Source organism: Flavobacterium pygoscelis (assembly GCF_023162025.1).
GTDB classification, from domain to species: domain Bacteria; phylum Bacteroidota; class Bacteroidia; order Flavobacteriales; family Flavobacteriaceae; genus Flavobacterium; species Flavobacterium pygoscelis.
This window is the reverse complement of sequence record NZ_JALNUB010000009.1, coordinates 1-18,304: the sequence shown is the minus strand read 5'-3', so window position 1 is coordinate 18,304 and position 18,304 is coordinate 1. Positions and strand designations below refer to the sequence as shown.

General features: G+C 30.2%; 17 protein-coding genes. 15 read left to right on the top strand and 2 right to left on the bottom strand.

Going from position 1 to position 18,304, the window contains the following annotated elements; genetic code table 11:
- Nucleotides 1-42: 42 nt before the first annotated feature.
- Nucleotides 43-582, bottom strand: a complete 540-nt coding sequence (pyrR, locus tag MW871_RS13525; RefSeq protein WP_210645887.1) for a bifunctional pyr operon transcriptional regulator/uracil phosphoribosyltransferase PyrR — start codon at nucleotides 580-582, stop codon at nucleotides 43-45.
- Nucleotides 583-949: 367 nt separating this feature from the next.
- Here pyrR and MW871_RS13520 point away from each other — a divergent pair, with 367 nt between their 5' ends.
- The gene (locus tag MW871_RS13520; RefSeq protein ID WP_188050866.1) at nucleotides 950-1,123 is read left to right on the top strand and encodes a hypothetical protein; all 174 of its coding nucleotides are present in this window, start codon (nucleotides 950-952) and stop codon (nucleotides 1,121-1,123) included.
- A gap of 163 nt (nucleotides 1,124-1,286) precedes the next feature.
- Here MW871_RS13520 and MW871_RS13515 read toward each other — a convergent pair whose 3' ends face one another.
- Nucleotides 1,287-3,794: a M14 family zinc carboxypeptidase gene (locus MW871_RS13515; protein ID WP_248429012.1), complete on the bottom strand. Its 2,508-nt coding sequence runs from the start codon at nucleotides 3,792-3,794 to the stop codon at nucleotides 1,287-1,289.
- A gap of 236 nt (nucleotides 3,795-4,030) precedes the next feature.
- Here MW871_RS13515 and MW871_RS13510 point away from each other — a divergent pair, with 236 nt between their 5' ends.
- The 14 genes from MW871_RS13510 (at nucleotide 4,031) to MW871_RS13445 (ending at nucleotide 18,026) form a co-directional block, all read left to right on the top strand.
- Nucleotides 4,031-5,458 carry an L-serine ammonia-lyase gene (locus MW871_RS13510; protein ID WP_248429011.1) on the top strand — a complete coding sequence of 476 codons (1,428 nt, stop codon included), beginning with the start codon at nucleotides 4,031-4,033 and terminating at the stop codon, nucleotides 5,456-5,458.
- 291 nt (nucleotides 5,459-5,749) lie between these two features.
- A complete protein-coding gene (locus tag MW871_RS13505) occupies nucleotides 5,750-6,793 on the top strand; it encodes a tyrosine-type recombinase/integrase (protein ID WP_248429010.1) in 1,044 nt (347 codons plus the stop codon).
- A gap of 154 nt (nucleotides 6,794-6,947) precedes the next feature.
- Nucleotides 6,948-7,367 carry a DUF4304 domain-containing protein gene (locus MW871_RS13500; RefSeq protein ID WP_248429009.1) on the top strand — a complete coding sequence of 140 codons (420 nt, stop codon included), beginning with the start codon at nucleotides 6,948-6,950 and terminating at the stop codon, nucleotides 7,365-7,367.
- 31 nt (nucleotides 7,368-7,398) lie between these two features.
- The gene (locus MW871_RS13495) at nucleotides 7,399-7,545 is read left to right on the top strand and encodes a hypothetical protein (protein ID WP_248429008.1); all 147 of its coding nucleotides are present in this window, start codon (nucleotides 7,399-7,401) and stop codon (nucleotides 7,543-7,545) included.
- 27 nt (nucleotides 7,546-7,572) lie between these two features.
- A complete protein-coding gene (locus MW871_RS13490; protein ID WP_188051625.1) occupies nucleotides 7,573-7,983 on the top strand; it encodes a helix-turn-helix domain-containing protein in 411 nt (136 codons plus the stop codon).
- Entirely contained in the window at nucleotides 7,899-8,819 is a 921-nt protein-coding gene (locus MW871_RS13485) for an IS3 family transposase (RefSeq protein ID WP_345799466.1), read from the top strand. The genes MW871_RS13490 and MW871_RS13485 overlap by 85 nt, the downstream gene beginning before the upstream one ends.
- Before the next feature lie 1,269 nt (nucleotides 8,820-10,088).
- Nucleotides 10,089-11,735, top strand: coding sequence for a serine hydrolase domain-containing protein (locus MW871_RS13480; RefSeq protein WP_248429007.1), 1,647 nt, complete (start codon nucleotides 10,089-10,091; stop codon nucleotides 11,733-11,735).
- 170 nt (nucleotides 11,736-11,905) lie between these two features.
- A complete protein-coding gene (locus MW871_RS13475) occupies nucleotides 11,906-12,460 on the top strand; it encodes a hypothetical protein (RefSeq protein WP_248429006.1) in 555 nt (184 codons plus the stop codon).
- A gap of 188 nt (nucleotides 12,461-12,648) precedes the next feature.
- On the top strand, nucleotides 12,649-13,278 hold the full coding sequence (locus tag MW871_RS13470) for a hypothetical protein (RefSeq protein ID WP_248429005.1): 630 nt from the start codon (nucleotides 12,649-12,651) through the stop codon (nucleotides 13,276-13,278).
- Between the two features lie 159 nt (nucleotides 13,279-13,437).
- On the top strand, nucleotides 13,438-14,280 hold the full coding sequence (locus MW871_RS13465) for an Abi-alpha family protein (protein ID WP_248429004.1): 843 nt from the start codon (nucleotides 13,438-13,440) through the stop codon (nucleotides 14,278-14,280).
- 171 nt (nucleotides 14,281-14,451) lie between these two features.
- Nucleotides 14,452-14,709 (top strand): hypothetical protein, encoded by a 258-nt coding sequence (locus MW871_RS13460; RefSeq protein WP_248429003.1) that lies wholly within the window; start codon nucleotides 14,452-14,454, stop codon nucleotides 14,707-14,709.
- Between the two features lies 1 nt (nucleotide 14,710).
- Nucleotides 14,711-15,334: a hypothetical protein gene (locus MW871_RS13455; RefSeq protein ID WP_248429002.1), complete on the top strand. Its 624-nt coding sequence runs from the start codon at nucleotides 14,711-14,713 to the stop codon at nucleotides 15,332-15,334.
- Between the two features lie 179 nt (nucleotides 15,335-15,513).
- Entirely contained in the window at nucleotides 15,514-16,167 is a 654-nt protein-coding gene (locus MW871_RS13450; protein WP_248429001.1) for a hypothetical protein, read from the top strand.
- A 167-nt stretch (nucleotides 16,168-16,334) separates the two neighbouring features.
- Entirely contained in the window at nucleotides 16,335-18,026 is a 1,692-nt protein-coding gene (locus MW871_RS13445) for an ORC-CDC6 family AAA ATPase (RefSeq protein ID WP_188051719.1), read from the top strand.
- Nucleotides 18,027-18,304 lie beyond the last annotated feature (278 nt).

The following is an 18,304-nucleotide window of genomic DNA, read 5'->3' as shown; positions in this document are numbered from 1 at the left end:
TTTACGATTATTAATTTTTAATAGTTAAAGTATTAATACAATTTAACTTGTAATTAAATACACTCCATCTTCTCCTTCATTTTCTTTCCAACTTACTTTCACTTTTTCGTCATTAATAGCATCTACTTGTCTTCCTCTATAATCAGGCTGAATAGGTAAATTACGACTAAAACGTCTGTCTATCAAAACCAACAACTCTATTTCTGATGGTCTACCAAAAGACTGAATAGCTGTCAAAGCCGATCTGATACTTCTGCCTGTAAATAAAACATCATCTATAAAAATGACTTTTTTATTTTCGACAATAAAGTTAATTTTGGTTTTATTAGCCTCTAATGGTTTTTCTGTTCTACGAAAATCATCTCTAAAAAAAGTAATATCGAGATAACCCAATTGAATTTCTGGAGTTTGGTATTGTTTTTCTAAAATTTCTTTTAAACGTTCTGCTAAGAAAACACCTCTGGGTTGAATACCAACTAAAATTGTATCTGAAAAATCTAAGTGTTTTTCAATTAATTGACAGGCCAAACGATGTAATATGATAGTAACTTCTTTTGCAGTAAGTAATACTTTTTGACTCATAGTAATTTATATTGTTTGGTGTGGCAAATATACAAATTCAAATTTATCATTTTATCATTAACAAGGTAGAAATAATCATCTATTTGTATTTTTATCTTTATAACTTAATCTCACGTTTCAATTTTAATTGTAAAACTCTACTATATATAATTTTTTAATTTTAATTGAATTTAAAAAAAATGATAAAATTCAACTTTAGTCCATTTTAATTAAAATAACAAATAAAGAGCAACTTATTGAAACCGAAACAGAGATTAATAAATACTAAATATAGCAACTCTAAATTACATAATAAAACCAGAAAATTGTGTAACAAATTACAGCATTCTATGGTATAATTTTACACTATAACCTAAACATAATAATCATGCAAAAACAAATAACACGTTTATTAATGCTTTTTATAGTATTAATTTCATTTTCAAGTTGTTCAGTAGTCGAAGGAATATTCAAAGCCGGAATGGGAGTTGGTATTTTTATAGTAGTTGCCATCATAGCAGTAATTCTATTTATCGTGAGCAAAATTTTCTCAAAAAAATAATACTTTTAAGTTGGTATAAAACTTCCTAAAATTTAATATTTTTAAGTTATGAGATATTTATTTGACAGTTTTATCAATAAAAATAGTTGTTTTACAATGTTATTTTAAAACAAAAAAGAGCCAATTAATTGGCTCTTTTTTGTTTTAATTAAATAATTATTTTTTAGTTTAATAAAAACAAAGCATTACTAAATAATAAATTTCCGTTTTCCCAAAAACCTCTAAACAATGGATTATCAACCATGTAAACAACCATACCGTCGCCTTTACTTTCAACAGCAAAACTTACGGTATTAGTCAGTTTCTTTTTCATTCCATTACCTATAAAACCATAACTTTTATAATCTTTAGGAATATAAGCCACATTAATGGCATCTTTTAATAAAGAATACGTTCTATCATCTGTTTTTAAACTAAAGTATTTATCTCCTAATCCAAAAGATAGTGGATGAGTTTTATTAAGTGTATTTTCGATGATTGCTCCAGGAATCGATTTAGAAATATCTCTTCTTTCTGTGTCTTGGTAATCTAAAAAGCGTTCTTTTAGAACTGCATCCTCTTCTTCTTTTTCAGAATTTAATTTATCCTCTTCAGATGCAAATGGACTTAATGCATATCCTTCTTTTCCATCAAAAAGACTCAAAGCACCATTCATTGCAATTACTTTTCCACCACTTTTAATCCATTCTGATAATTTCTTTTGTTGTTCTTCAGAAAAATTATAATCTCCATCAGCTAAAATCAAAGTGTTGTAATCAAAAAGTTTTATTCTGTTAAAATTATTTACTTCGACAACGCTTACAGGATAATCAACGGTTTCTTGCAAATAAAACCAAGCAGCACCAAATTCAGTCGAACTCACTCCTTTTCCTGATAATAAAACAATTTTTGGTGCCGTTAACAAAGTAAAGTTTTCTCCTCCAACATCTTTAGCGTTTGATGAAAATCCTGTAGAAATGTAATTATAATCTGTTTTAATCTTAATGAGATCTGTAATTGTTTTTTCGAAATCTGCAATTTTAGGATTATCTCCTTTGGTAACTAATAACCCACCTGGTTCTATGGTAATATCGCCAAAAACAGCTTTCTTCATCGCAGCTCTCACTTTGATATTATTTTGATGTAATAGGGATAAAACCTGAGCTGATATTCTATTATTCCACGGAATATGAAAAGCATAGACTTTTTCAGGAACACTTTTTTCAACCACTTCAATCGTAGCTTTCGTTTTAATAGCAATACTGTTTTTTAGTGCATAACCCTCAACTCCGTATGCTAAAGGAAGTGCCCAAGCAGTAATATCATAAGACAAACTATCATTTAATTTTTGATTAGGCTCAAAAAGAACTTGCGTAAAAACTGCTTTTTGCTGATCTACTTTTACAATTAGATCATTGGGTTCTATGGCAAAACCTTTATCTGTTTTGGTGCTGTAATTATAACCCGAAGTTTTTACACTTGCATCAGCATAACTATATTCGATATTATTTTTTTTCAACAAATCCGCAAGCTGAATCAACTTGGGATTGTTTTTCATTACATACATTTTATAATTTCCCTTAACCGTTTTTCTAGAATTATTCATAAAACCTCTAAAACCTTTTAGCAAAACATCGGCTTGGCTAGCGGCAGATTCTACAACCGTAAGAACTGCAGTGGCATGATGTAGAATACGATCCTGAATGGTAACTATATTTCCATTATTCATCATTACGGCTCTTCCAGCTCCAATTCCTCCTTGCTCCATTGTCATTCCTACTGCTCCGTTATAAGCAGGATAAGTGTCACCATAACTAGGATAAAACAAATCAAAACGCTCACTGGTGTTGTATAACCAATTTTGAGCATCAAATTTTTTTGAAATATTGGCGCCTAAAGTAGCATGAAAATCTCTTTGGTATTTTTCAATATAGTTATGTATTGGCTCTGCAGATGGCGGAAAAAAGTATGGAGAATCATATCCTTGTTCGTGAACATCTGTATGAACTTGTGGCATCCATTGGTTATACAATGCAATACGCTGCTTACTTTCTGGTTGTGTTTGCCATGCCCAATCTCTATTTAAATCAAAAATATAGTGATTGTATCTTCCTCCAGGCCAAACCTCCATGTGTTCTCTATCAGTAGCTTCTGGATGTGTTTTTTTTCCTGATATTTCTCTTAACCAGTTTCCGTATCTAGAGTAGCCATCTGGATTAATACAAGGGTCTAAAATTACGATTGTATTTTCTAACCACTTTTTAGTTTCGGTATTCGAGGGATTGACTAATTCGTAGGCAACTGTCATAGCACTTTCGGTTCCTGCAAATTCATTTCCGTGTACGTTAAAACTCAACCAAACGATCACCTTATCGCCTATGGTTTGGTTTCCCTCTTTAGACAAACCAATAGCGGCCAAGTTATTGTTTCTAATTTGCTCTAAATTCGCTAAATTTTCAGGAGTAGAAATAAAGAAAACATTTAAATCTCTTTGTTCTGGTGTAATTCCGTATTTCTGCTGTTTTATAAAAGTAGATTTTTCAGTAAGCTGCTTAAAATAATTTTCTACTTGATGGTAATGCGTTATTTGCTTGCCATAAGTAGGCAAAAATTCTGCAGGACTTTGCACTTGTGCAGTAGCACTCAAAGCCAAAGTCAAGACTATACAAAAAGAGAAAAATATTTTTTTCATTATTCATTTGGTTAGTTATGCTTCAAAAATAGCATTTTACCCATTCTTGTACAACATATTTAATCGAATAATACTAAATTACTTAGAGGTATTTCTACCATTTATCGAACATTTTTTATAATCTAAAACTATAAAATTGTGCCTTCCGAGTATTAAATAAATAATAATCTTGGCGATATCATTCGTATCCTAATAACATTCTACTATATTTGCGGATAACAAAATGTACTTTAAAAATGGAAGAATGTATCTCAGTTTTTGACATGCTAAAAATTGGTGTAGGACCTTCGAGTTCTCATACACTTGGCCCATGGAGAGCCGCAGAGCGCTTTCTAGGCGAATTGAGAAATGAAAATTTAATGCTGGACATAGACAGAATACAAATAGATTTGTATGGGTCACTTTCTTTAACAGGAAAAGGACACGCAACAGACTTAGCGGTGATGCTAGGACTTAGTGGTCAAGATCCAGAATACATTCCTATTGAGAATATTGATTCGATTATAAAATCTATTAAATCTAAAAATGAAATTAATTTAGGAAACGAAAAAATCATTCCTTTTCATCCTACTCAAGACATAGTTTTCAACAAAAACTTCCTCACCTATCATGCTAATGGTTTAACATTTACAGCATACAGGAACGATAAAACCTCCTATGTATCAACTTTTTATTCTATAGGTGGCGGATTTGTTATCAAAGAAGAGCGCGATAATGCCAAAACAAAAACAAAAATAAAATGTGCTTTTCCTTATCCGATTGACAAGGCAGCAGAATTATTAGAATACTGTAAAAAAGAAAATAAATCCATTTCTGAAATTGTTTTAGAAAACGAAAAGTCAATGCGTACAGAAGCCGAAATTGATCATGAGCTAATGCGCATTTGGAACACCATGTTAGAGTGTATGTACATTGGTTGTCATTCAGAAGGAATTCTTCCAGGAGGACTAAATGTACGCCGCCGTGCTTTCGACATGCATCAAAATCTTATTGGTTTAGCCAATTACGATTCACCACAAACTTGGCTTGAAGAAATTAGAAAAACCGAAGTTAAATTTCGACAAATACTAAAATGGGTTTCTTGTTTTGCACTTGCAGTCAATGAAGTAAACGCAGCATTAGGTCGTGTTGTTACAGCACCTACCAACGGAAGCGCAGGTGTTATTCCTGCCGTTTTGATGTACTATTTAGTCATAGAGAATCATCAAGCTGGACCTAAAGAGATCAAACAATTCCTGATGGTTGCGGGAGAAATAGGTAGCATTTTCAAAAAAGGCTCTACCATTTCCGCAGCAATGGGCGGATGTCAAGCAGAAATAGGCGTTTCCTCTGCAATGGCAGCTGCTTCTTTATGTGAATTAATGGGCGGAACTCCAGAACAAGTACTAATGGCTGCAGAAATTGCCATGGAACACCATTTAGGTCTTACCTGCGATCCAATTGGCGGATTAGTGCAAATTCCTTGTATAGAACGCAACACTATGGGCGCAATAAAAGCCATAAATGCTGCCGAATTAGCGCTAGAAACTGACCCTAAAAATGCTAAAGTACCGCTAGACAAAGTCGTAGATACGATGTGGCAAACAGCAAAGGACATGAACAATAAATACAAAGAAACTTCTGAGGGTGGATTGGCAATTGCCGTAAATATGGCTGACTGTTAACATTATAATGTATAATAAATTAGTTACTACCATTTCATAAAATTCATTTACACTTATTAAATCCAATATTTTTAATAAAAAGCTTTAGGGCGTATCCCCAACTCTATTTCCCTACTCTGGGGAAATAGAGTTGGGGTCGGGCTTTACGCTAAATCTTTTATTACGCAAAGCTCCATAAAAGGATATCGCTGCTATCCCTTACGCAAAACTCGTAACACGAACAAATAGAGCGTCTTAAAAATTGAGATTAAAAAAAATATAATTATCTTTAAGCTACAAAACCAAATTATTATGATCTGGACAGCAAAATTGATAAAGCATAGAGAAGAAAATAGAATTGCAGTACAATTTGAAAAAAATAGTGCTTTAATTAATCGAATTAAAGAATTCGAAGATGCTAGATGGAGTACAAAAAAAAGTGTTTGGCATCTTCCAGACACCCATGAAAACAGAGATCATTTCAAGATCATCCAATATGAAAATACGATTCCGTCTGTTGAAGGAATCGAACAAATGCATAAATTCAATCAGTGGCTATCCTCCAAAAGATACAGTCCAAACACAATAAAAACTTATACCGAAGCTCTAAAATCATTTTTAGTGTTTTATAGAGAAAAAAGCATAAAAGATATTACCAATGATGACATTATCATCTACAACAATGAATATTTGTTAAAGAAAAAATTATCTGCTTCTTATCAAAATCAGATTGTAAATGCTATAAAATTATATTTTAGAACAGTACAAGAAACAAAAATTGATGTAGAAAAAATACATCGGCCAAAAAGAGAAAAAATTCTACCTAATGTATTAAGCAAACAAGAAATAAAATCAATTTTAGATGCACATAGCAACTTAAAACACAAAGCTATGCTATCAATAATATACAGTTGTGGATTAAGAAGAAGCGAATTATTAAATTTAAAACTTATTGATATCGACTCTAAAAGATACATAGTAAATATTAGGCAAGCAAAAGGAAAAAAAGATAGAATAACCCCTTTATCACTAAAGATATTAGAACTCCTAAGAGAATATTACAAAGTACACAAACCGGTAAAATATCTCTTTGAGGGAATTGAATTAGGCACAATTTATTCCGAACAAAGCTTACAAAGTGTATTGAAGCAAGCATTAGAAAAGGCAAAAATAAAAAAACCAGTAACACTACATTGGTTGCGTCACAGTTATGCTACCCATTTATTAGAAAGCGGAACAGACCTAAGATATATTCAGGAATTATTAGGACATAATAGCAGCAGAACAACTGAAATATATACTCATGTGAGTACAAAAAGTTTACAACAAATAAAAAGCCCGTTTGACGATTTGTAAAAAAATAATTATATATTCGTTGTTAATAAAGTATAACCGTTATCATACAAATCCACCAAAAATCGGTTGTATGAGTATGATTTTGTCATACATATATGTAAGTTGTGCGTCAGTTTGGCGGAACGAAATAGAATTCACTAAATTATATGGAATAATGAGTTTAGAAAAAGATAAAATGATTAAGTCACTTAATGAAATTTTTATTCCTGAATTACGAAATAGAAATTTTAAAGGTAGTTTTCCGCATTTTAGAAAAACTGAAAACGGAAAGACAAATTTGTTGACGTTTCAATTTGATAGAAATAGTGGTGGATTCATAATTGAATTAGCTAATTGGAAAGAAACGGAATTTAAAACGCATTGGGGAAAATTGATTCCGTTGAATAAATTGACCGCTCACGATTTGTTTGAGAGAAAAAGAATATATCCGAATTCTAAGTCAGAAGAAAATGGCACAGAGAGTTGGTTTAGGTATGACCAAAATAAAAATTTGAGTGTTGAAGACAAATTTGAACTCATATCTAAAAATGTAATAAATAGAATTCCGATTATGGAAGAATATTGGAACGAATAAAAAACCGAACGCACAACAGCGGTTACAAGAAATGGCGAGAAATGTGCAAAATTCACGTTTATCTTTCGCAATAAATTTTATCTTAGCAGAAAATACGCAGTTCCGAAGTTCGCCACTTCTTGTAGCCGCGAAACGTTATGCGTCAGCAGGTTGGATGACAAATCCTGAAATAGGTTGACTAAAAATTAAACACTTTTAGCATACTATGGAACCCACAAAAAATGGACACTGTCCAAAAATTGAGTACAAAAAAATTGGTTTCGACCTAAAACTTTCCATCATTGACCAAATTTCAAACGGTCAAATTTCAGTAAATCACGCTTCTAAATTACATGGAATTTCTCGCTCTTCAATAACCTATTGGATGAAAAAATTGCGTTCCTTTGAACAAAATTCTAAAACAATGAGCAAAAACGATGAAATCAAAAAACTCAAAGAACGTATCGAAGAACTCGAGTTCGTTAAAGACTTTCAACAAATGATAATTGCTGATTTTGAAGTCAGTACTAATCTTGATTTCGCAAAAAAGTCATTACCCGAAGCATTACTAAAAGAAGTGGAGAAAAAGAAAAAAGACCTTTTAAAATCAAATGGTTCTCACAATGCTTCGGAATAAGCAAACAGGCTTATTACAAACGAATTAACAAGCAAAAAACGCAAGAGTCACAGGCTCATATAATCAAAGAACTCATCACTCCTATTCGTCAAAAAATGGCACGATATGGAGCAAAAAAATTATACCTAGACTTGCAAGATGACTTTCTAAAAAATGATATAAAAATAGGGAGAGATAAATTCTTTTACTTTTTAAAATATCACAATTTATTAATCAAAAAAACAAAGCTATATCATATAACAACCGATTCAAAACATGGGTTTTATAAGTCAAAAGACTTACTTATTAATCTTGAAATAAAGCATGCAGAACAAGTATTTGTTAGTGATATAACATACATCAAACTGGCTTCGCAACATGCCTATTTAGCCCTGGTTACTGACGTGTATTCCAAGAAAATTATGGGATACAAAATTGATACAAATATGAGAGTTCAACTCGTCAAAGACGCATTAAAAATGGCAGTTAAAAATAGAATTTATAACAACGAAAATCTAATACATCATTCCGATAGAGGGATACAATATTGCTGTCCAGACTTTGCTGAATTTGCCAAATCTAAGAATATTATTTTAAGTACAACTCAAAACTCAAGCCCTTATGAAAACGCAGTAGTAGAAAGAATTAACGGAATTTTAAAACATGAATTTGGACTAAACAAGACTATTCCTAATTTAAAAACAGCTGAAAAAATGGTTAAACAAGCTATCGAAATTTACAATAATGAGCGTAGACATTGCTCCCTTGAAATGAAAACTCCACAATATGCACATCAAAATCAAACACACAAATACAAGTCTTATAAAAACAAAAAAAATACTACTTTAGCTACGTAGGAATGTTGACAAGTTTGGAAAAAAATCCCTTCAAAGATTTTTTCTAAACTTATCAATATTACGTCAATAATAAACTATTTTTGAAATTATTAAGTAACCAAAAATAGTCAACCTATATCAGGACAAGACAGGATCGCACAGAAAAAGAAGAAATTAAAGCTTGAAAATTGAAATGCAAAACTTTAAAAGCGAATTTTTTATCGAATTTTTTTGGCTTTTAAAACTTGAAAATGAAACTTGATCAAGTTTGCGGAAAGCAGAAACCTGAAAATTAGAAGTTGATTAAGTTTGTAGAATGTGGAAACTTGAATATTGGAATTTGATTAAGTTTTTGGAAAACAAAAACTTGATAAAATTGGCTGAATACTAAAATGGAAATTAGAAACTTGAAAAGTAAAATTTTCGCGATTTTTTTTTAGATTTTTAAGATCAAAATAGATTTTTAAAACTTAATAAAATAATTAAATTGGGAAAAACCAATTGAAATAAATTGGAATTGACAAACATAGAACATATACTGCCGAACGCATAACAGCCGTTTGCCGTGATTGCGGGTTTAGTGGAATTAACGTTTTTATTCATATCTTCGTTTCGGTAGAATATACTCTGCTAGAAAATCCGCAACCACGTCAAGCGCCAAGACGTTATGCGTCAGCAGGTTGGATCGCACAGAAAAAGAAGAAATTAAAGCTTGAAAACGGAAATGCAAAACTTTGAAAGCGTAATTTTTATCGTTTTTTTTAGCTTTTAAAAAAGAAAAATGAAACTTGATCAACTTTGCGGAAAGCAGAAACCTGAAAATTGAATTTGATTAAGTTTATAGAATGTGGAAACTTGAATATTGGAATCTGATTAAGATTTTGGAAAACAGAAACTTAATAAAATTGGCTGAATATTGAAATGGAAATTAGAAACTTGAAAAGTAAAATTTTTGCGATTTTTTTTTGATTTTTAAGGTCAAAATAGATGTTTAAAACTGAATAAAATAATTAAATTCGGAAAAGCCAATTGAAATAAATTGGAATGGACAAATATACAACATATACTGCCGAACGCATAACAGCCGTTTGCCGTGATTGCGGGTTTAGTGGAATTAACGTTTTTATTCATATATTCGTTGCGGTAGAAAATACTCGGCTTCGAAAGTCCGCAACCACGGCAAGCGCCAAGACGTTAACTGCCATTTTAAAAAAACGAGACGGATACAAGATACTATGTAACAAATTACAACTTATTTGTACTAACAGTATCAATCATCAATCATAATCAATGAAATCAAAAATCTCAACCATCGTTTTAAGTCTTTTGACTTACTTAAATGTATCTGCACAAAAAAACGAATTTGTAAGACAGGATAGTATTATTTATCCAATACATAATTCAAACATTGGTAAAGTTGCATTTATGTCACAAACAATTGCAATAGAAAATTTCAAGCAAACAGACTTTTTACAAACATTTGAACTTAAAGAAAAAACAGACCTAAACATTCGAGTTTTTTTAGGCAAATCTTTGACCAATTATCTTCATTTAATATCTCCGAATTCAACTGTTGAAGAATTGACAAACAATGGAAATTATCAATTTACATTTTATGTCGACAACAAAAAAATTTATGTTGAAAACCTAAATATTGGAGCAGGAAGTGCAGAAAGTAAAAATCAAAAAACAATTTTCAGAGTTCCGTTAATAAATTCTACAAATGAAGATTCTTGGGGTAAATTCCTTTGGAATAGATTTTTTGGTAATGGCGGACAAGATGCACTTTTTGAAGGAGAACATATTCTTCACATCGAAATCAGACCATATTTAAAACTCGCCGAATTTCAAACAGGTAATATTATTGCTGAAGGAAAATTAAAAATAATTGTTCCTGAAATAAAAATTAACGAAAAACTTGTAAAAGTTCAATTGATTAAACCAACCAAAGATTGGCAGATTTCTTCTGATAAAATTGATATTGCTAAAATTGAGGAATTGAATAGAAAGATTGCAAAACAAACATATAAAAATGTTACAAGTATAGTTGCTATAAAGGACGGAAAAATTTTAATTGAAGAATATTTCAATGGCGCAAATAGAAAAACGCTTCACGACACACGTTCTGTCGGAAAATCATTTGCTTCAACTCTTTTAGGCATTGCAATAAATGACAAATACATAAAAAGTGAAACCCAAACTTTAAAAGATTTTTATAATTTAAAATCTTTTAAAAATTATTCTATATCAAAAGACAGCATAACTTTAAAAAGTTTACTTACAATGAGTTCAACTTTTGAAGGTTCTGATATGAACTCTGAATCCATTGGTCACGAAGAAAATATGTATCCTACTAAAAATTGGGTTGACTTTACATTAAATCTTCCTGTTGATAAAACAAAACAACTAAATAAACAATGGGATTATTTTACAGCAGGTTGCATAGTTTTGGGCGATATAATTGACAAATCTGTACCAAATGGTTTAGAAAAATATGCTGAGAAAAATCTATTTCGTCCATTAAATATAACAAAATACAAATGGCAATTTACACCGCAAAAAGTAGTAAATACGGCAGGAAGTTTACAATTGAGTTCATTGGATTATTCCAAATATGGGCAATTATACAAAAATCAAGGAACTTGGAATGGAAAACAAATTTTATCACAAGAATGGATAACAAAAAGTTTTTCACATCAAATGACAATATCGGAAAATGAGTTTTATGGATATCTATTTTGGAATAAGACCTACAAAATAAATGGATTGGATTATGAAGTTTACTACTCTAGCGGAAATGGTGGAAATAGAATTTTTATTTTCAAAGACCAACCTATCGTAATTGTAATTACTTCGACAGCATACAATACTCCATACGGAGAAAAACAAATTGAAAAAATTATGCAGGAATATTTAATAGAAGCAATAATAAAATAAAAAAAACGGCAGTTAACAGCCGTTTGGCGAGATTGGGGTTTTAGGCTTAATTTAAAGATGGTTTTGTACTTGAAAAATTTGTGTTTAATGGAAAAATCCCGCATCTTTACTCCCCAACCTCGCCAAGCGCCAAGACGTTAGCGGTAATGCCCGCGCACAGCCTAGAAAATATGGAAAAAAAACTACAAATATATAATCCAAAGAATTCATTTGAAATTGATAAGAGTTTATTAACGGCATTAATTTTATGGTTACTTTCCTTTTTATTTAATTTTGCAAAATCAATATTTCCAAGATATGAAGAAGTCCTTAGTTCATTGGGGGTTTTTGTTGTAATAATTGCTGTTGTGTATTCCCTTTATTTCATCATAAGTAACTTTTTTAAATGCGAAACCGCTAATGGAGAATTAAGTGGATATTTGGTAATAGATTCCGAAAAAATTATTTGTGATTTAGATGTTTATACAATTTACGAAATTGAAAAAATACAAATACTAAGTGATTATTTTCTTGGAAAATTTAACGGAAATATAAGAGCTTGGGAACGTAAAAAATCAAATGGTGTTAAGAATTATATCGAGATCTATAAAAAAAACGGAGAATATAAAAAATATTTTTTCCTTCAGACTAAAACAGAAAATATACAAATGTTTTCAGATGAACTTAGAACTTATTATCGATTTGGAAAATTAGGAGAACAGAATTATAAAAATATCCTGGAATGATGCACTACCGCTAACAGCCGTTTGGCGAGATTGCGAATTTAGTGGTTAATTCATATTTTTCTTTCGCAAGATATTCTATCTTAGCCGAAAGAACTCGGTTACGAATTTCGCAACCACGCCAAGCGCCAAGACGTTGGCAGATATTTTGAGAAAAAATGACGTAAAACAAACACTTTCAACAAAATAAGATGAGAAAAATAATTATTTTAATAATCATCACATTTACTTTTTTCAATTGCCAAAATAAAAAATCTGATTCGAAAAAAGATTTTAAAATAGAGCAAATTGAAGATATTGAAGAAATAAACGAAATTGTTCAAGCGATAATAATTCAAGACAGTTTGAATGTATTAAAAAGCAATTCGGAATCTATATCGTTATGTACAGAATTAAGGAAAATCACAATAGAAATTCCAATAAAACAGGAAAATGGAATTATATTTCCTCCAGCTCCAGGAAATATTTTTATAAACAATTTATTGAATGATAAAGTAAATGGTAAATTATTTTTTTCAAGTAAAGACTCGTTAGCTATAATGCTTCAGAATTTAAATCCTGAAAAAATAAAATTAAAAGAAAGTATTACCGAAAAATTGAACACAACTACTTTTGAAAAAGAAATGATTAAACAGAAAAAAGGAAAAGGATATGCTTTTTATGAAATGACAATTCCTATATTTTCGCTTGATAAACAGAAGGTCTATGTAGAATTAAATCATAGTTGCGGAGTTTTATGTGGAAATGGAAAAGGTATTTATTTGAAAAAAATTAATGGAAAGTGGAAAATAGTTGAGAAATGGGAAACTTGGATTAGCTAAAAAAACATCTGCCAACAGCCGTTTGGCGAGATTGGGGTTTTAGTGGAATTAGCGTTTTTTATTCATATCTTCGTTTCGGCAGAAAATACTCTGCTATAAAGTCCCCAACCTCGCCAAGCGCCAAGACGTTAGCTACAATTTAACAAAAAAATCGTAAATATGAAAGTTGACATATCTTCTACTGCAGTTGAAAAAGGAATAGATTTAGCTAAAGATTTTTTAGATAAATTAATAAGTCCAGCTATCGAAGAAACAGGTCTATTAATTAAAGACCAAATAGCTTCGTGGAGATTTAAGAATCAAATAAAGACTTTAAATAGAGCTCAAGAATTTTGTGAAAAACATAATATAAAACCTAAAGAAATATCTTTTAAATTAATATGTCCTTTATTAGAATATGCCAGTTTAGAAGAAGATGAAAAGTTGCAAGATAAATGGGCTATTCTAATTTCAAATCTTGTAGATTCAGAACAGAATATTGAAAATCACGTATTTCCTTATATATTGAGTCAAATTTCTTTAAATGAATATGATTCGTTAGAAAAATCCTTTTTAGAAAAACAAGTTAGAGTAAACAAGTTAAAAAAAGAACTTGAAATTTCTAAAATAGAATATCCTTCTAAAGAAAAGGAAATAATTGAAAATATTGAAAAACATAAAGAAGATATTTTTAGTAAATGGAAATATGAAAAAGAGTTAAGAGAATTAAAAGATTCTGAAAATAAAATATTAAACTTAATTAAAGAACCCGAATCACTAAATGATTCAGATATAAAAGAGTTTGAAATATCAAACCTTGTTAGATTAGGCTTAATTAAAAATATTATTGAGCATTATATTCATTCTCAGCCCATAACAATCCCAAGTCGCAATGAATATGAATATGAAGAAGATATTAAAGTAGATTTAGAAATTGGCATTGACCAAGATTATGAATACTATAATTTAACTGAATTAGGAGAATTATTTATCAGTGCTTGTACTGAAAAAAATAAACTGTAGCTAACAGCCGTTTGGCGTGATTGGGGATTTAGTGGAATTAGCGTTTTTTTACTACTTTTACGTTAAGCCGAAAATACTCGGTTTCAAAAGTCCCCAACCACGCCAAGCGCCAAGACGTTAGCGGTAAGCTTCCGAAAAAACTCAAAAACTAAAGAAATTTAAATTAAAATAATGGGGCAAAAAATTGAATTCGATAAAATAATTTCTCATTTAAATTCAAAATGGGAAGGCAGAACTTGCCAAATGTGTGGCACTGGAAAATGGAACGTATCTGATTCGATATTTGAATTACGAGAATATAATCAAGGTAATATGGTAATTGGTGCAGGACCAATAATTCCAATAGTACCTGTTACTTGTGAAAATTGTGGAAATACAGTACTTGTAAATGCTATAAAAGCTGGATTAATAGAACCTAATAAAAAGTAGTATGGCTAACAATTACAATTTTTCGCAAGACTATGAAATCATACCACCGCAAAAACAACGTTCATATCCAATTTCAACAACTGAATGGGTTTTAATTAAAGGAAAAATATCAGGCATACAAGATAATGCCAACCTTTGGCACACAATTGGTTCAATTTTAATTGGAACAGCAGTTCCAGCATTAATAACCGCTTTAATTGGGGAATTTAAAACCGAAAAAGCTTCTTGGATTTGCTGGGGTGCATTTTTTATTACAGCAATTTGTGGTGCATTTGCATTTTTCTTTGGAAGAGAACAAAGAAAAATACAAAACAAATCAAAAGAAGATGTAATTGATTTTATGACAACTATTGAAGAACGTTACCAAGATTTAAATAAAACTATCGCTCAAGATATAATTATAAAATCTGCACTTTACGGAGCTAAAGGACAATTTATTGATGTAACAGAAAAAATTTCAGAAATGATTAAACAAAATATATTTGTAATAAAATCAGGAAATGAATTAGTTGATGGAAAAGACCCAATGAATAATGTTAGAAAAAGGCTAACGATAGAATATACAAATAATGGAGTAGCGAAAACGTTATCAATACCTGAAAAAGAATCCCGTTCAATAGAATAAAGCCTACCGCTAACAGCGGTTTTGCGAGATTGCGAAATATGTGGTAAACTCACGTTTATCTTTCGCAAGAAATCTTAACTTAGCAGAAAAATCTCGGTTCCGAAGTTCGCAACCTCGCAAAGCCACGAGACGTTACCTGCAAGCTCACCGAAAAACCGAGAATTAACAACAATAAAAGTATGTGTGAAAAATGTTTTGATAAAGAAATTTTCAGATTTGAAAGTGAATCTGACTTTTCGGCATTTGAAAAAAAACTCGAAGAAAAATCGAAATTCATTGAGCTTATAAACTCAAAACACAAATATTTAAATGATTGTCATTACGCTTATACTTGCAAAAATTGTAAAATAAATTGGTGGCTTTCAATTCCCGAAAATGCGTGGCGTGGATATTTTTTAACTGAAAATAAAGCTAAAGTACATATTGAAAATTTCAAGAAATCTGATGCAAAAAAGAAAAATGGTTGTTTAGTATTACTTGGGATTTTGCTTCTTATTTTAATTATTTCATTATTCAATTCTTGTATAAGTAAAAGTCAAAAATTTGAGAAAATAAAATGGAATAAAAGTGAAGATGGATTTTATTTATACCGTGAAAATATGGTTGAAGATTTGACAAAAAATTATTTAAAAAAAGGAATAAAATACGAAAAAATCATTTCCTTATTGGGAAAACCCCAAAACTTAAATGATGAAAAACAAAATACAATTAGTTATGAATTAATGACGGATTATGGTTTGGATATTGACCCTGTAGAAGTGAAAACATTAAAGATAAAATTGACAAAAGACTCAACTCTATTGAACTACAGAATTGAACATTGGCAAAAATAAAAGAGCCAGCAGGTAACAGCCGTTTGGCGAGATTGGGGTTTTAGGCTTAATTTAAAGATGGTTTTGTACTTGTAAAATTTGTGTTTAATGGAAAAATCTCGCATCTTTACTCCCCAACCTCGCCAAGCGCCAAGACGTTAGGCGTAATACTAAAAAAACAGAACTAAATGAATGAAATTGAATACATTAACTCTTTGCAAGTACGAAATGCAATCAATGATTTGGCAAATAATATTAGAACTGAAAGAAGTTCTGTTCAAAATCTTTTTAACATCTATGCTGACAAATCGATAATAAATAGATTAGATAATAACAATAATCAAATTGTATATGGTCGAAGAGGTACTGGAAAGACTCATTTACTATTTGCTTTTCAAAATCTAATATTTGACAAGAATTCACCAAATAAAGCAAAAAGATTTTCCGTTTATATTGATTTAAGAAAATATTTGCCTCTATTTACAAGTTCTAATTCTATTAATGTTGAATCAGCAATATTAATATTCCAAGCTTTGATAAATGATTTAATTGAAGATGTTACCAACAACTTAAAATATATATTCGATATTAGTGAATACGGTACTTTTAGTTTGTTTGAAGAAAAAAGACTTGAAAAATTAAAAACAATTTTAGCTGAATTGAATATTGAATTCAATGGAAGAGAATTTAAACGATTAGGCTCTGTTGAATTCAATAAAGAGGAAATAAAAAATATTTCTGGAAGTTTGAAATTGAATGAAAAACCAGAAGTTAATATTGCTGGTAAAAAAGAACAAAAAAATGCATTTGCTGAAACTAATGTTCAATATTTATCATTCAATAAAATTTCAAAATTATTAGAGGAACTATCTTGTCAATTGAATGAGACTAAAATTGTTTTTTTATTAGATGAATGGTCTGAAATTCCTATTGACTTGCAACCTTATTTAGCAGAATTAATTAAAAGAGTTTTTATAAGTTCAAATTATACTTTTAAAATAGCCGCAATTCCTTATCGTTCTAGATTTAGAGAAACAATTCATAATGAAATAAAAATTGGACTTGAAGAAGGAGGGGATATTTTTCCAATTTCTATAGATAACAGGTATATATATGAAGTTGATAAAATTGGAACAAAAAATTTTTACAATGAGCTTCTTATTAATCATTTAAAAGAAATTAATTCTGACATATTTGTTGGTGTTGATGAATTAAAATTCATAAATTATTTTTTCGCAAATCAAGCATTAGCAGAAATACTAATCGCATCAGCTGGTATTCCAAGAGACTTTATAAACCTTTTTATTTTATCTTATAATAATAGAAATAATACAACACAAAGAATTGTTTTAAAAAATATTCGCAACTCAACTACTGAATGGTACACTTCAGATAAAAAAGAAGAAATTGACAAAGATAAAACAACGAAACATTTATTTGAAGAACTTGTAAACCAAGTTATACTAATAAAAAAGAAAACACATTTTCTTCTGCCCCAAAAATATTCAGAGAATAAATTTATAAAGAAATTAGTAGATTTACGTGTATTGCATCTTAGACAAAAAGGAATTTCTCATAAACACATTGCAAATAAAACATATGATGTTTATTCAATTGATTATGGTAGCTATACAAGTCTTGATATTAACAAAACAACATTAAATACTGATTTTTCTGAATTAATTACAAATTTAAATACGGTAGAAGATATAAGGGAAACAAGGTCACTTTCTATCGAAGACGATTTTTTCGAAAAATTTAATTTAGAAACAGGGCAAGGAATTAAATGTCCAAAATGCTCAAAAACAATAGATATAAATCATTTGGCTTACATAAAACAGAATATTTGTAACAATTGTTTTGAAAAAGTTGATGAATAAAATAAAGTACTACGCCTAACAGCCGTTTGGCGAGATTGGGGTTTTAGTGGAATTAGCGTTTTTTCACTACATTTACGTTAAGTCGAAAATACTCGGTTTCAAAAGTCCCCAACCACGCCAAGCGCCAAGACGTTATGGGCTATGTTGCCAAATGACAAATCCTGAAATAGGTTGACTAAAAATTAAACACTTTTAGCAAACTATGGAACCCACAAAAAATGGACACTGTCCAAAAATTGAGTACAAAAAAATTGGTTTCGACCTAAAACTTTCCATCA

Coding starts and splice junctions, on each gene's coding strand:
- MW871_RS13455 (WP_248429002.1), top strand. CDS start 14,711: ATGGCTAACAATTACAATTTTTCGCAAGACTATGAAATCATACCACCG.
- MW871_RS13490 (WP_188051625.1), top strand. CDS start 7,573: ATGGAACCCACAAAAAATGGACACTGTCCAAAAATTGAGTACAAAAAA.
- MW871_RS13510 (WP_248429011.1), top strand. CDS start 4,031: ATGGAAGAATGTATCTCAGTTTTTGACATGCTAAAAATTGGTGTAGGA.
- MW871_RS13515 (WP_248429012.1), bottom strand. CDS start 3,794: ATGAAAAAAATATTTTTCTCTTTTTGTATAGTCTTGACTTTGGCTTTG.
- MW871_RS13500 (WP_248429009.1), top strand. CDS start 6,948: ATGAGTTTAGAAAAAGATAAAATGATTAAGTCACTTAATGAAATTTTT.
- MW871_RS13505 (WP_248429010.1), top strand. CDS start 5,750: ATGATCTGGACAGCAAAATTGATAAAGCATAGAGAAGAAAATAGAATT.
- MW871_RS13475 (WP_248429006.1), top strand. CDS start 11,906: ATGGAAAAAAAACTACAAATATATAATCCAAAGAATTCATTTGAAATT.
- MW871_RS13465 (WP_248429004.1), top strand. CDS start 13,438: ATGAAAGTTGACATATCTTCTACTGCAGTTGAAAAAGGAATAGATTTA.
- MW871_RS13445 (WP_188051719.1), top strand. CDS start 16,335: ATGAATGAAATTGAATACATTAACTCTTTGCAAGTACGAAATGCAATC.
- pyrR (WP_210645887.1), bottom strand. CDS start 582: ATGAGTCAAAAAGTATTACTTACTGCAAAAGAAGTTACTATCATATTA.
- MW871_RS13450 (WP_248429001.1), top strand. CDS start 15,514: ATGTGTGAAAAATGTTTTGATAAAGAAATTTTCAGATTTGAAAGTGAA.
- MW871_RS13460 (WP_248429003.1), top strand. CDS start 14,452: ATGGGGCAAAAAATTGAATTCGATAAAATAATTTCTCATTTAAATTCA.
- MW871_RS13480 (WP_248429007.1), top strand. CDS start 10,089: ATGAAATCAAAAATCTCAACCATCGTTTTAAGTCTTTTGACTTACTTA.
- MW871_RS13470 (WP_248429005.1), top strand. CDS start 12,649: ATGAGAAAAATAATTATTTTAATAATCATCACATTTACTTTTTTCAAT.
- MW871_RS13495 (WP_248429008.1), top strand. CDS start 7,399: ATGGCGAGAAATGTGCAAAATTCACGTTTATCTTTCGCAATAAATTTT.
- MW871_RS13520 (WP_188050866.1), top strand. CDS start 950: ATGCAAAAACAAATAACACGTTTATTAATGCTTTTTATAGTATTAATT.